Below are 13,176 nucleotides of genomic sequence, written 5' to 3'. Positions count from 1 at the left end.
GCCGGCGGGCAAACCCACGCTGCCACCTGGCATGGTGTCGGGATTGACCGTGGGTGCCGCCATCGCCGGGGCGGGCATTGCCATTGGCATCGGCGGTGCCGCGGGCGGTTGAATTCCGTAAACCGGCGCGGGCGGCGTGCTGTATCCTGCGGGAGGTGCCACCGGAACCAGCGGTGTGGGCGCACCGGGCATTGCTGGCACGCTGGTGTCGGGAACCGCCGTCAAAGGCGGCAGGGAACCACTGCCAAGGTCTTGCGTCTGCACCGGAACCGGAGCGGCCGCGCCGCCCACGGCTGAGACGCCGCCGACCAACCAGGCGCCAAGGTTCTGCCGGATCTGGTATTCGAGCTGCACGTTCTCCGCATTCATCATGTCCTGCGTGATCGTGTACAGGAACGCCCGCAGGGCCTCCGGACTCGTGTCATCGGGGGTAGTGCGGGTGCGGGTGACGGTCGCATCCGTGTAGCCGGTGCGCAGTCCGTCGGCCGAACGCACGCTCAGATGGATGGCGACGGTCGCGACAACCGTGTCACCGACCCGGCGCAGCGAGGCGTCGTTGACCTGCACCGTCGCGGTGCCCGAGCTTCCCGAGGCGACCAGCCGGTCCTGGATCATCGCCTGGACAGCCTGCAGAGGCGTTTCCGGGCTGAGGTTATCGATGTCGCTACCATCCGCCGGGGGAACGTAATTCACCTGGGTGACGATGTTGCTGACATTGAGCGAGATGGGCGCCAGGTAACTGTAGTGCAGCGGCGGGAAAGACTGCGGGACGCCCGCCTCCTGACTGCAGCCGGCCAAGGCCAAAGGCGCGGCAAAGCAGGCCCCGAGCAGCAGTTGACGGAAATACGGGACGTTCACGGCGTGTCTCCTGTTCTGTCGTTCGGTCTCTCAGTCGCGACCAAGCTCACGAAGTCTCAACCTCTGAGGGCGCGGCGGGGAACTCGCCGCGAGGAAAGCGGAAGTCGATGTTGCAGAATTCGCAGGTCATGGCGATGTCGCCATCAATCACCATCGCATCAAGATCGCCACCGCCGAAGTTCTCAAGAATCGCGGAGAGTTTCGCACGCGTGCAGCGGCAGCCATAGGCCAGAGGGCGGGGCCGGTCGGCGGCCACCCCCTCGGTGTGGAAGAGACGGTAGAGCAACTGCTCGGCCGGGAGCGTGTCGTCCAGCAGCTCCTCGTCCGACAAGGTGCCGGCAAGCGTCGTCGCCGTGCGCCAGCTTTCGTCCTGTTCGGCTTCGCTCAAGGTCAGATTGCCCTCGCCGCCTTGGGCAACCCTTTCGAGGATGAGAGCCCCGGCGCGCCAGCCGGAACGGGTATGGGCGCAAGCGAGATGCAGCGCGCATTCCAATTGCTCGCTGGTAGCGAAGTAATGCAAGGCCATCTCGGTCAGGCTTTCGCCCTCGATCGCGACGATGCCTTGATGCCGCTCTCGGTCCCCGCCTTGGTCGACGGAAAAGGCGATATATCCCTCCCCCAACAGAGCGGCGTCGCTCGCCGCCATCTCGTCCAAGACGTCGAGCTTGTTCTCCCCTGCCCGCGCATAGCCACGCAGGGCACCTTGGTCCGTGCAGTCGGCAAGCATGAGGCTGACCGGCCCGTCGCCTTTCGCCTGAATGCTGAACACGCCCTTGAACTTGAGTGCCGTCGCCAACGCGGCGGTAAGCGCCAGCATCTTGCCGGCCAGCAGGGTTACCGCCGGTGGATTGTCGTGGCGCGTCAGCAGGGCGTCGGCGAGCACGCCGAGCCGGATCAACCGGCCCCGTACGGGGCGGCCGGGGAGATGAAAAGGCGTTACGCCGCGCGGAACCACGATGTCAGGGACATTGGGACGGCCGCTATCGAGGAAGGCTGGAGTCTCGCTCATTGTCTCTAGATTAGTCACCGCTGCGGCTTTCGCCATGCATGATCCGCAAAGAGGTCAATCGCCGCTGCCGGTTAGCCATGGCACGCGCAGCACCGGAACCGAGCCGAGGCTCACCGCGCCAGACTTGAGGGTGAGCGGAACGTTCAGCGCCGAGGGCGTGGCCGAAGCCGAGGGGGAGATCAGCAGCCCCAACATGGCCCTCAGCGCGGTGGCGGCCGGACGCTTGAGAACGTGGCTATGGATCAAGTACTCGATCGCGGCATCCACTCCGGTCGCATGCAGACGCGCCGTGCCTTCAGGTTGCAGCGTCGCACCCAGGGAGATTTGGCCCTCTCCACTCGCGGCGAGAGGGCCGTAGTCGAGACGCAGCAGACGAAGGTCAAGGCTGCCTCCGCTGTCACGCCACGCCGCGAGCGTCATCGGCGCACCGCCGGGCATCGCCGTCGGGCCGGAAATCCCAACGGCCCCCGCCAGCGCCGCCACGCGGCGACCCAGGCCGAGGCCATTCTTCTCGGGCAGGTCAATGTCGGAGGCGGAGACAAGCATTGCGATCGCGGCGCGGTCCCTGCCCGCGCTGCGATCGACGGACAAGGTTCCGACCATATCAGCGATGGCGAGGCTGCTCGGCGTTGCCGCAGCATTCGGAAAGGCGGCCAGTAGCTGGCGCGCACGGAACGTCGCGGCGGTCGGCGCCCCGCCGGGCTGAAGCGCCGCATGCGCCACGAGGCGTTCGGCCGCGAAGGGAATCGGCCCTGAGCCCGCGATGGCTAAGGTCTGCCGGCCTGTGGCGGCCAGATAAAGGTCGTCGGGATGGCGGATGTCGAGCGCGAGGGTCAGCCGATCGGCCGTCCAGGTGATGCCGCCGGGCACCATGTTCTGTGGCCCCACGATATTCAGATCCGGGAGGATAAGCGCGGCCGCGAAGGGCCAGCCCGCTCGGGTCGGGGTGCCATGGGCGATCGTCCACCCCGCGCTTCGCTGCTCCGCCTCCCAGGCCGCGAGATGCGTGTTCATCCGGTCGGCCACCCATAGCCAGGCCCCCGTCCAGCCAGCGACGGCCAGGAGAACAAGGAGGATCAAGCCGGCCAAAACCCGGCGGAGGGGACGCCTTCTGCGCATCCGCCTGCATATCCCCATGCGCCTGCTTGCCGCCACCCCGCCCCGCTTATATGCGTCTGCACGCAAAGCATCGGAGACGGGGATGGCTGCGAAGTCGGTGAAGAAGGTCGTGCTCGCCTATTCGGGCGGGCTCGATACCAGCGTGATCCTGCGGTGGCTGCAGACGACCTATCACTGCGAGGTTGTGACCTTCACCGCCGATCTCGGCCAGGGCGAGGAGCTGGAGCCGGCACGCCGCAAGGCCGAGATGCTCGGGATCAAGGAAATCTTCGTCGACGACCTGCGCGAGACCTTCGTGCGGGATTTCGTGTTTCCGATGTTCCGCGCCAATGCATTGTATGAGGGGCAATATCTTCTCGGCACCTCGATCGCCCGGCCGCTGATCGCTCAGCGCCAGATCGAGATCGCGGAGCAGGTGGGCGCCGATGCGGTCGCTCATGGCGCGACGGGCAAGGGCAATGACCAGGTGCGGTTTGAGCTCGCTTATTATGCGCTGAAGCCGGATGTGACGGTGATCGCGCCGTGGCGCGAATGGGATTTGACCAGCCGCACCAAGCTCATCGAATTCGCGGAGCAGAACCAGATTCCGGTGACCAAGGACAAGCGCGGCGACGCGCCTTTCTCCGTCGACGCGAATCTGCTGCACTCGTCGTCAGAGGGAAAGATCCTGGAGGATCCCGCGATCGAGGCCGACGAGATCGTCTATCAGCGCACCATCCGGCCCGAGGATGCGCCCGACCAGGCAACCGTCATCAGCATGGATTTCGAGCACGGTGATCCCGTCGCGATCGATGGCGAGCGGCTGTCTCCGGCGTCGCTGCTGACCAAGCTCAACGCACTCGGCAAGGCCAATGGCATTGGGCGGCTTGATTTGGTGGAGAACAGATTCGTTGGGATGAAATCACGCGGCATCTATGAGACGCCGGGCGGCACCATTTTGCTTGCCGCACATCGCGGGATCGAGAGCATCACGCTGGATCGCGAGGCGGCGCATCTCAAGGACAGCCTGATGCCGCGCTATGCGGAGCTGATCTACAATGGCTTTTGGTTCAGCCCGGAGCGGCGGATGCTGCAGGCGTTGATTGACGAAAGCCAGGGATCGGTGAGCGGCCGGGTGCGGTTGAAGCTCTACAAGGGCAATGTGACGGTGATCGGGCGGGAAAGCCCGAACAGCCTGTATTCGATGAAGGTTGTGACCTTCGAGGATGACCAAGGCGCCTATAACCAAGTCGATGCGCAGGGCTTTATCAAGCTGCAGGCTCTCCGGCTGCGGTTGGGTGCCGCGGCGGGACGGAAGGGCGGCGCGCTTTAAGCGCGCCCCACCCTTCTGCGCAGGTGATGCCGGGCTTCTTACGTGCGCGGCACCACCTGCCCTGGCTTCATGCGCTTCAGAGCCCCGATTTCGTCGGCCCGGCAGTTTGGATAAAGGCCTGACCCGATCTGAAAAAATCGGTTTTGTTGTTCAATATATTTTTGCATCCCTGCTACCCGAGCCGCCTCAATGAGATTGTTAGTCTCTCGCTCACCCCAGTTTGTTCCGTCAAATGTGAATTTACCGGGAAGCACGCCAACCACCGTGCCATCGTAAAATTGCTGGATAATCTGCTGGGGATACACGAGACGCGAGTCCGTGTCCCGGTAGGTCCAAGGCTTGTACCATGTCCAATTCGGCACCTTAATTACAGTGCCACTAGGCGCAAGATTCGTAAATTGCTCCTTATTCAACCAGTTTATTAATCCGAAGTTGGGGCAATCAATTTTTTGGCCGTACGGTCTGTTGGTCCCGCCAATAATATCGTCTGTAATTAAATTATAGCCCTGCTGGATCCTGTCGACTTGCTTAAGCGTCCGCGCATGGTCGTAGATTGAACTCGGCGTAACATTTCCGTAGTCGAAACTGCCTCCCTGGCCAACTGCCGAAAGAGCGTCATTATATCCGTCAAACATCGACGCGCGCAGAAACCTTGGGCTAAGCGGATTGAACTGCGTTTTCAATTGCTGAGTGGTGCGCAGCGCGTGGTCTCCCAGATCGGACAGCTGAGGCCTGATCGTGCGGTAAGCACTTTCTGAAAGTGGGTATTCTAAATAACGTTCAAAGGAGTCGTCGAACCTTTCCATAAATAGATTCGCCGCCTCAGGGCTGAACATATTGTCGGGGCCGACGGAATACTGGAAATAAAACTCCGCCAACTTGCGGCCACTTCGAGCAGGGAACCCAGCTGACGACCTCATTATAGCAAGATTGACGGCTTCTTGCTGGCGCGGCGTAAGCTGCGCCAAGCGCTCGCGCGTCATGGCCATGAGGTCGCTGAATGTTACGGCCCCATTGGGAGCAGCGCGCACGTTGATGTCATGCGCGGCGGGGGCAGGCAACCAGGCCTGGGCGCTCGGCTGGAATGCTGCGCCGCCTGATGCGGAGTCTAAAACATTTTTTGAGAGAGCCGTCACCGGCATGCCGACCGGCTGACTGGGCATGTAAGAAGCCGGCGGGGTCACAGTGACAGTTAGCCCTGTTTGAGTGTGGCCGGCCTGAGGGGCCGTTGGGGCGCCTCCATTCAAATAGTTGTTGTATGCGTACTGAAGCGCGTTCGTCGTAGTCTTCCCTAGGTAATCAACAAAGGGCTGGTAGAGTGGCACGGCCGCAGCCGCGGCATAGGATGCGTAACCCGGCCAATACTCGGTACTGTTGCTGGTCAGGCTGGCATTGTTGGTGGTCCCATTGGACAAAGGTTCGATCCTAAATCAACACAATGTCCTATTTACGGTTAGAACTTCTGAATATTACCTTAGCTCTTTGTTTTGGTATCGAATCATGCGATCGATCCGTCATGACTCGCAGCATGTCACGACGCCCTGCGTCCCATTACCTCGGTGGCATCAAGCGCACTATTCTGCCCCTCTCTGACCGCCGGGCGCGAAGGAGGCCGATCCGCGAACGACTAGGCCCCTGGAGCGGGCGAAGGGAATCGAACCCTCCTAGCTAGCTTGGAAGGCTAGAGCATTACCACTATGCTACGCCCGCCCCGGACCCCCTCAATAGCGCTACGCGCACTCGGCTCGCAAGGCCGCGATGGCGATGTGTAATGTGGCTGGTCCCCGCCATCAGACTGAGGGATAACTTGGCCGTTAGGCCGGACCCACACGGTAAACGAGGCGGATGGACGATCAGGTATTGGCCCGGCTGGGAGAGGTGCTCGAACAAGCGCCCCCGCCCGTCAGCGTAACGGAAGCCGAGGCCCTGGCGAGGCGGCATTACGGATTGACGGCGACGGCCACGCCGCTGGCCGGCGAGCGCGACAGCAATTTCCACCTGCGCGATGGGGAGGGACACGAGTATGTCCTGAAACTGATGCATCCGGCGGAGGATCCGGCGGTCGTCGATTTCCAGGATCAGGCATTGCTGGAAATTGCCCGCCGTGACCCCGCGCTGCCGGTACCCCGCCTGATCGCGCCACAGTCTGGGGGCACCAGCGTGCAGGTAGAGGACGGAGCGCCGCCGCGCATCCTGCGGATGCTGACCTACTTGCACGGCACGCCGCTCGGCCGCGGACCAGCCGCCGATGCCGCGCAGCGATGCCAGCTCGCACGATACCTCGCCCGGCTTGACCTCGCGCTGAGCGGTCTGCGTCATCACGCCGAAAGCCACGATCTGCTTTGGAACCTGCATTATGCCGCCCGCACGCGGGGCTTGCTCGCTCATGTCTCCGACCCGGCGCGCCGGGCGATCCCGACGCAATTCCTCGATCGCTTTGAGCGCCATGCGCTGCCGATCCTGCCGGGCCTTCGCGCTCAGGTCGTCCACAACGACTTCAACCCGCACAACGTTCTGGCCGATGGCGACGGCATCGCCGGGATCATCGATTTCGGCGATATGCTGCGCGCGCCACTTGTGCAGGATCTCGCGACCGCCGCAGCCTATCAGGTCGGAGACGAGGCGGCACCACTCGGCGGCGTTTCGGAAATGGTTGCCGCCTATCACGCCGTGCTGCCGCTGCTGCCCGAGGAGGTGGAGATTCTCGCCGACCTGATCGCCGCGCGGCTAGTATTGACGATCGCCATCTCAACTTGGCGCGCGGCGCGGCACCCGGATAACGCCACCTATATCATTCGCAACCAGGGAACCGCATGGCGCGGCCTGCATAGTCTCAGCACTATCTCGCGCGCCGAGAGTCAAGCGGTTCTACGCCGCGCCTGCGGGATGGGATGATGTTCGCATGTCGATGATCAATGCCTATGACCGAAACCGTGCCGATGGTGTCGCGGCGCGCGAGCGTGAGCTCATCAAGCGCCGGGCGGCTTTGCTCGGTCCTGCCTATCGTTTGTTCTATGCTAATCCGGTGCATGTCGTGCGTGGCGAGGGCGTTTGGCTTTACGACCCGGATGGGCAGGCCTATCTAGACGTCTACAATAACGTCGCCTGTGTCGGTCATTGTCATCCGCATGTCGTGGCGGCTCTTTCGCGACAGGCGGCGACCCTCAATACGCATACGCGCTACATCAACGAAGGCATCCTGCTGTACGCTGAACGGCTGCTGAGCAGCTTCCCCGCTGAGCTTGGCCAAATAATGTTCACCTGCACGGGTAGCGAGGCAAATGACCTCGCCTATCGCGTGGCCTGTGCGGCGACGGGCGGCACGGGATTCATCGTAACGGAACTCGCCTATCATGGCGTGACTTCCGTGATCGCTGGGATGTCCCCGTCACTGGGCCGCGCTTCTCCGCTCGGATCACATGTGCGAACGGTGCGGGCGCCTGACCTGTATCGCTCGGATGGGCGCGATGTCGGCGAGGTCTTTGCCGAGCATGTGCGCGCGGCGGTGGCGGATCTTGCGGCGCATGGTGTCAGGCCGGCGGCGCTGCTGGTCGATACGATTTTCTCGTCGGATGGCGTCTTCGCGGAGCCAGCGGGTTTCCTGCAACCGGCGGCGGCCGCCATCCGCGAGGCGGGGGGGATTTTCATCGCCGACGAGGTGCAGCCCGGTTTCGGCCGCACCGGCGAGGGCATGTGGGGATTTTCCCGGCATGGGCTGCGGCCCGATATCGTGACGATGGGCAAGCCGATGGGCAACGGCCACCCCGTCGCCGCGATGGTGGCGCGGCCGGAGTTGCTGGAGCGCTTCGGCGAGCAAACGCGATATTTCAACACCTTCGGCGGTAACCCGGTTTCCTGCGCGGTGGGGATGGCGGTACTCGACGTCATCGAAAGTGAGGGCCTGATCGAGAATGCGCGTCTGGTGGGCGCTCATCTGCGAGATGGCCTTGTCGCGATCGCTGAGCGCCACGCGCTGATTGGCGATGTGCGGGGAGCCGGTCTTTTTGTCGGTGTCGAACTCGTTACGGACCACGCGACGAAAACACCGGCAACCGAGATTACCGCGCGTCTCGTCAACAGCTTGCGGGACAAGCGTGTGCTGATCAGCGCCTCCGGCCCGGCGGCCAATGTGCTCAAGATCCGGCCGCCGCTGGTTTTCACGCGCGCCCATGCAGACCTGTTCCTGACGGCGATGGACGAGGTTTTGCGGGAGATCGAACGGGATTGAGCGCTCGCGGCGCTGCCGTCCTACTTTCGGCTGATTGGCAGCCTAGGAACGCCTCTCTAGCGTGATCCGCCTGGCAAACGGGCGGTATCGGGCAGAATGAGCGGCTTGAAAAATTCGCGTGACAGTTCCCTGCGAGATCGCGCGCGCGCCGTCGTTCCCGGCGGCATGTGGGGCCATATGAACGCCGCTGCGCTGCCGGAGGGCTATCCGCAGTTCTTCGCACGCGGCGCCGGCAGCCGCGTGTGGGATGTCGATGGCAATGAATATGTCGACTTCATGTGCAGCTGGGGGCCGATCATCCTCGGCCACCATCATCCCGAGGTGGATGAGGCGGCAAAGCGCCAACTAGCGCAGGGCGACTGCCTGAACGGACCGAGCGAAGCAATGGTCGAGCTGGCGGAGACCCTTGTCGAGATCCTGCCGCATGCCACTTGGGCTCAGTTCCAGAAGAACGGCACCGACGCCACCACCACCGCCGTTACGGTCGCCCGAGCCGGTACAGGGCGCCGCAAGATCCTGGTGGCGAAGGGTGCTTATCACGGCGCCGTGCCCTGGTGCTCGCCCTCGCTCGTCGGCGTGACCGCGGAGGATCGCGCCCACATCATCCAATACGAATACAACGACGTGGCGAGTCTTGAGCAGGCCGTAGAGCAGGCGAAGGGCGATCTCGCCGGCATCATCGTCAGCGCGTTCAAGCATGATTTCGGGTTCGACCAGCATCTGCCGACGCAGGATTTCGCGCAAGCCGCCCGCGCCGCTTGCGATGCCGCCGATGCCGCGCTGATCGTCGATGACGTGCGTGCCGGCTTTCGTCTCAACCTCGGCGGAAGCTGGGAGAATGTCGGTGTGCGGCCGGATCTTTCGGCCTGGAGCAAATCGCTCGCCAACGGCTTCTCGATCGCGGCTTTGACGGGCAATGACCGGTTTCGCGAAGCGACGACATCGATCTTCACCACTGGATCCTTTTGGTGTTCCGCGCTTTCCATGGCGGCTGGGGTCGCGACACTGCGCGTCCTGCAGCGGGATGACGGTGTGGGCCATATGACACGGCTGGGCCAGACGCTGCGGGACGGGCTGGATGCGCTGAGCCGCAAGCATGATTTGCCGATCCGGCAGACCGGTCCCGTGCAGATGCCTATGGTGCTGTTCGATGACGATGCCGATCGCCGCCGCGGCTTTGCCTTCTGCGCCGCCGCTTTGAAGCAGGGCGTCTACTTCCACCCGCTGCACAACATGTTCCTCTCCGCCGCCCATAAGCCCGAAGACATCGCGCGCGCCCTGGATGCGGCCGAGCACGGTTTTCGCGCCGCACGTGCTGTCCCTTCGGCGCACGACTAAAGGCGGCAACCCGCTTTCGATCGGACGTCGTCAACCTTTGGAGGCTCAGTGATGGTGCTTGCGAAATTCTGTCGATCCGGCTTGCTTTCCGCCGCATCGCTGGCGGTCATGACGGCGGTTGCCGGTTTGGCGACTCTTGGCACGGCGAAAGCAGATGATTCGTCGATCGTCGTCGCCCGCGCGATGGACCTCAACTCGCTCGATCCGGCGCGCGCCTATTGCGACACCTGCCAGATTTATCTCTCGGCGGTTTACGACACGCTGCTCACGCTCGGTTCCGACAACAAGACGATTGTTCCCGACCTCGCGCAGAAGTGGGAAGTCAGCCCGGACGTCACGACCTTCACCTTCCACCTTAACCCAGCGGCAAAGTTCACTGACGGAAGCCCGGTGACGGGGACCGACGTGAAATGGTCGCTGGAGCGGCTGAAGAATATCAAAGGTGGCGCGTCCTATCTGATGGACAGCCTCAAGTCGATCGAGGTGAAGGACCCGCAAACCGTCGTCATCACGACCAAGACACCCAATTCCGAGTTCCTCGGCATCTTGGCCGCGACCTATGTCGGCATCATCAATAGCAAACTCGCTTCCGCCCATGGCGCGAATGCGAATGCGGATGCCGCGACAAGCGACACGGCCGATACCTGGTTCCTGGCGCATTCGGCCGGCAGTGGCGCGTTCACGCTGCAAAGCTATAAGGCAGACGATGCGCTGCGGCTGAAGCGGAATGATGATTACTGGGGCAAGAAGGCGGCGGTCGGCGGCGTGATCGTGAAGCAGACGGCCGACGCCGTGACCCAGGCGCAGATGCTGCAATCCGGCGCGGCCGATATCGCCATGCAGATCGATCCCGATACCTCGAAGACCATCCACGACCCCAATATCGTCTTCAAGACGGTGCCGTCCTTCAACTATGTCTATGTCGCCTTCAGCCCGATCGCGAAGGGTGCGCCGGTGACATTGTCCTATGACGTGCGCAACGCGATAGCTTTGGCAATCGACTACAAGGGCGCGATCGACTTCACGGTCGGCGGCGAAGGGTCGCTGCAGCCCTCCGCGATCCCCAATGGCTTCCCCGGTACCGAAAACCTGCCCGATCCGGTCACCGATGTCGCGAAGGCGAAGGCGCTGCTGGCCAAGGCAGGGCTTGCGGATGGTTTCAAGCTCGGTCTCGAATTCCCGGCGATGGATGTTTACGGCATCGATCTCTCGTTGCTCGCACAAAAGCTCCAGCAGGATCTGGCGCGGATCAAGGTTAGCCTCGTTCTGAAGCCGCAGACTTTCAATGTCTGGGTGACTGACATCGACACGCCGGGCGTGCCCTTCACGATCGGCTTCTTCGCGCCGGATTATTTCGGCAGCGCCCAGTATGTGCAGTATTTCGGCATGCTGCCCGGGAATATGCCCTGGGGTAAGCGCGCGGGTGTCGGCACCACGCCGGGCCTCGACGGCAAGCTTGAGCTCGACATGTTCAACAAGGCGCTGGCCGCCCCTCCCGGCCCGGCCGGCGAGGCCGCGTATCGGGCGCTTGGAATGAAGATGATCGAGGATAAGGTGATCCTGCCGATCGTGAGCCCGGACCTCGTGCTTGCCTATCGCAGCAACATCGGCGGCGTGCGGTATAGCGCCTGCTGCAACCTGCCGCTGAACGAGATCGTCAAGCACTAAGCCGAAACCGCGCCGATGCTCAGGGTTATCCTCAAACGGCTCGTCCTCATGCCGTTCTTGGTCCTGGGCATCGTGACCGCGACTTTCGTGCTGGCCCAGTTTACCAAGGGCAACCCGCTTGTCTCGATCATTGGTGCGCGCGGGCTCGAGAATCCGGATGTCGTGGCGGCAGCGAAAGCGCGCTGGGGCCTCGATCGCTCGGTGCCGGAGCGCTACGTGATCTACGTCGCGAATCTGGCGCAGGGCAATCTCGGCACCTCCTTCCGCACCAAGCAGCCGGTGCTGACCGACCTCGCGCAGCGGCTGCCCGCGACCTTGGAGCTGGTGATCTGTGCGATGATCGTGGGCGCGGTCAGCGGGATATTGCTCGGCGTGATTTCGGCGCAGTTTCGCGACACGCCAGCCGACCACACCGCGCGTTTCATCGCGCTGCTCGGTTCCTGCATTCCGATGTTCTGGCTGGGTCTGCTGGTGCTCTTTATCTTCTCGGTGCAGACGCATCTGTTGCCGGGTCCGGGGCGGCTCGATATCCGGTCCGATCCGCCGCCCACCGTCACCGGCTTTCTGCTCATCGATACGCTGGTTGCCGGCGAATGGTCTTCGTTTGGCCGGCATCGGCTCCTACGCTGTCGAGGCGGCACGCGCGCTGGACTATCCGGCCATTACAGGCGTCACCATCATCGGCGGTCTTGGCTTCCTGATCGCCAATCTGCTGACGGACATCGCCTATGCCGCGGTCGATCCGCGCATGCGGTCGGCGGCCTAGATGTCCGCCACCACGATGCTCGCCGCCACCGCGCGGCGCGGGATCTACGGACGCTTCGCGAGGCGGCTGAGCTGGCGTTCCGCGCCCGTCATTCTCGGAGCAGTCATTGTGGTCACCTTCATCGTGATCGCCATCACGATACCGCTCTGGACGCCCTATGATCCTGTGGCATTGGCCGGCCGCAGGTTGCAGCCGCCGAGCGCCGAGCATCCGGGGGCTGTGCATTTCCATTCCCGGCCGCGAGGGTGCGCGGGTCGCCGTGTCGAATGTCGATTTCGAAATCGGACGCGGTGAGGTGCTGGGTCTGGTCGGGGAATCCGGTTCGGGCAAAAGCCTTTCGATGATGGCGGTGATGGGCCTGCTTCCGCATGGCATGCAGGTCTCCGGCTCGATCCGCTTCAATGGTGAGGAGCTGGTCGGCGCTTCCCAGCGACGTTTGCGGGCCCTGCGCGGTCGCCATATCGCAATGGTGTTCCAGGACCCGATGACGGCGCTCAGTCGAGCAGCTTCTCGGCCGTCTCGGTCAACGCGACATCCTGGAGCGGGGATCGATAAGGTCCCGCATGCCATCGCCGAGGAAGTTGAAGGATAGGGAGAGGAGGAAAATCGCGAGACCCGGACCAAGGGCGATCCACCAGGAATAGAAGCTGCTCGCACCCTCGGCGATCATCTGTCCCCATTCGGGCGTCGGCGGCTGCGCGCCAAGGCCGATGAAGCTTAACCCGCTGGCGAGCAGAATCACCTGGCCGACATCCATGGTCATATTGACAAGGATCGGACTCCAGCAAAGCGGGATGATGTGGCGGAACAGGATCCGCCCAGGCATTGCCCCGGCGATCACAGCGGCATCGACATGGCATTGGTGCGGCACCGATGCG

Annotated in this window: 12 protein-coding genes, 1 tRNA gene and 1 pseudogene; 8 read left to right on the top strand and 6 right to left on the bottom strand. The window is 63.1% G+C overall.

What is annotated here, in order from left to right; genetic code table 11:
* The 3 genes from GSQ83_RS29445 to GSQ83_RS29435 all read right to left on the bottom strand — a co-directional run.
* Positions 1 to 858, bottom strand: an 858-nt coding sequence (locus GSQ83_RS29445) for a hypothetical protein (protein ID WP_158806623.1), incomplete at its 3' end; no start/stop codon positions are given.
* A 46-nt stretch (positions 859 to 904) separates the two neighbouring features.
* Positions 905 to 1,903 (bottom strand): Hsp33 family molecular chaperone HslO, encoded by a 999-nt coding sequence (locus GSQ83_RS29440; RefSeq protein ID WP_254065982.1) that lies wholly within the window; start codon positions 1,901 to 1,903, stop codon positions 905 to 907.
* 18 nt (positions 1,904 to 1,921) lie between these two features.
* Complete coding sequence (locus GSQ83_RS29435) at positions 1,922 to 2,986, bottom strand: DUF2125 domain-containing protein (protein ID WP_158806622.1); 1,065 nt, start codon at positions 2,984 to 2,986, stop codon at positions 1,922 to 1,924.
* 82 nt (positions 2,987 to 3,068) lie between these two features.
* Here GSQ83_RS29435 and GSQ83_RS29430 point away from each other — a divergent pair, with 82 nt between their 5' ends.
* Positions 3,069 to 4,298 (top strand): argininosuccinate synthase, encoded by a 1,230-nt coding sequence (locus tag GSQ83_RS29430; protein ID WP_158806621.1) that lies wholly within the window; start codon positions 3,069 to 3,071, stop codon positions 4,296 to 4,298.
* 38 nt (positions 4,299 to 4,336) lie between these two features.
* Here GSQ83_RS29430 and GSQ83_RS29425 read toward each other — a convergent pair whose 3' ends face one another.
* Both GSQ83_RS29425 and GSQ83_RS29420 read right to left on the bottom strand, forming a co-directional pair.
* Positions 4,337 to 5,713 carry a hypothetical protein gene (locus tag GSQ83_RS29425; protein WP_158806620.1) on the bottom strand — a complete coding sequence of 459 codons (1,377 nt, stop codon included), beginning with the start codon at positions 5,711 to 5,713 and terminating at the stop codon, positions 4,337 to 4,339.
* Positions 5,714 to 5,934: 221 nt separating this feature from the next.
* Positions 5,935 to 6,008: transfer RNA gene (locus GSQ83_RS29420), tRNA-Gly, on the bottom strand.
* Between the two features lie 135 nt (positions 6,009 to 6,143).
* On the opposite strand from GSQ83_RS29420, the gene GSQ83_RS29415 reads away from it, so the two are divergent.
* The 7 genes and pseudogenes from GSQ83_RS29415 to GSQ83_RS31575 all read left to right on the top strand — a co-directional run bounded on the left by GSQ83_RS29415 (position 6,144) and on the right by GSQ83_RS31575 (position 12,890).
* The gene (locus GSQ83_RS29415) at positions 6,144 to 7,193 is read left to right on the top strand and encodes a phosphotransferase (protein ID WP_158806619.1); all 1,050 of its coding nucleotides are present in this window, start codon (positions 6,144 to 6,146) and stop codon (positions 7,191 to 7,193) included.
* A 7-nt stretch (positions 7,194 to 7,200) separates the two neighbouring features.
* Positions 7,201 to 8,526, top strand: coding sequence for an aspartate aminotransferase family protein (locus tag GSQ83_RS29410; protein ID WP_158806618.1), 1,326 nt, complete (start codon positions 7,201 to 7,203; stop codon positions 8,524 to 8,526).
* Between the two features lie 96 nt (positions 8,527 to 8,622).
* Positions 8,623 to 9,864, top strand: coding sequence for an aminotransferase class III-fold pyridoxal phosphate-dependent enzyme (locus GSQ83_RS29405; RefSeq protein ID WP_174246752.1), 1,242 nt, complete (start codon positions 8,623 to 8,625; stop codon positions 9,862 to 9,864).
* A gap of 51 nt (positions 9,865 to 9,915) precedes the next feature.
* Positions 9,916 to 11,532 (top strand): ABC transporter substrate-binding protein, encoded by a 1,617-nt coding sequence (locus tag GSQ83_RS29400; RefSeq protein ID WP_216850630.1) that lies wholly within the window; start codon positions 9,916 to 9,918, stop codon positions 11,530 to 11,532.
* A 15-nt stretch (positions 11,533 to 11,547) separates the two neighbouring features.
* Positions 11,548 to 11,844 (top strand): annotated as a pseudogene (locus GSQ83_RS31585) (ABC transporter permease); the annotation flags it as partial.
* Positions 11,845 to 12,115: 271 nt separating this feature from the next.
* Positions 12,116 to 12,298 carry an ABC transporter permease subunit gene (locus tag GSQ83_RS31580; protein ID WP_216850628.1) on the top strand — a complete coding sequence of 61 codons (183 nt, stop codon included), beginning with the start codon at positions 12,116 to 12,118 and terminating at the stop codon, positions 12,296 to 12,298.
* A gap of 157 nt (positions 12,299 to 12,455) precedes the next feature.
* Entirely contained in the window at positions 12,456 to 12,890 is a 435-nt protein-coding gene (locus GSQ83_RS31575) for an ATP-binding cassette domain-containing protein (RefSeq protein WP_158806617.1), read from the top strand.
* Here GSQ83_RS31575 and GSQ83_RS29385 read toward each other — a convergent pair.
* Positions 12,822 to 13,176: ABC transporter permease (locus GSQ83_RS29385; protein ID WP_158806616.1), on the bottom strand; the 355-nt coding region annotated here is incomplete at its 5' end. The two genes, GSQ83_RS31575 and GSQ83_RS29385, sit on opposite strands and share 69 nt — an antisense overlap.

The organism is Acidisoma sp. L85 (assembly GCF_009765865.1).
Taxonomy (GTDB): Bacteria; Pseudomonadota; Alphaproteobacteria; order Acetobacterales; family Acetobacteraceae; genus Acidisoma.
Note: the sequence above shows the minus strand (reverse complement) of the source record. Positions and strands in the feature narration are given on the sequence as shown.

Coding starts and splice junctions, on each gene's coding strand:
- GSQ83_RS29435 (WP_158806622.1), bottom strand. CDS start 2,986: ATGCGCAGAAGGCGTCCCCTCCGCCGGGTTTTGGCCGGCTTGATCCTC.
- GSQ83_RS29440 (WP_254065982.1), bottom strand. CDS start 1,903: ATGGCGAAAGCCGCAGCGGTGACTAATCTAGAGACAATGAGCGAGACT.
- GSQ83_RS29400 (WP_216850630.1), top strand. CDS start 9,916: ATGGTGCTTGCGAAATTCTGTCGATCCGGCTTGCTTTCCGCCGCATCG.
- GSQ83_RS29430 (WP_158806621.1), top strand. CDS start 3,069: ATGGCTGCGAAGTCGGTGAAGAAGGTCGTGCTCGCCTATTCGGGCGGG.
- GSQ83_RS31575 (WP_158806617.1), top strand. CDS start 12,456: ATGATCCTGTGGCATTGGCCGGCCGCAGGTTGCAGCCGCCGAGCGCCG.
- GSQ83_RS29415 (WP_158806619.1), top strand. CDS start 6,144: ATGGACGATCAGGTATTGGCCCGGCTGGGAGAGGTGCTCGAACAAGCG.
- GSQ83_RS29410 (WP_158806618.1), top strand. CDS start 7,201: ATGTCGATGATCAATGCCTATGACCGAAACCGTGCCGATGGTGTCGCG.
- GSQ83_RS29405 (WP_174246752.1), top strand. CDS start 8,623: ATGAGCGGCTTGAAAAATTCGCGTGACAGTTCCCTGCGAGATCGCGCG.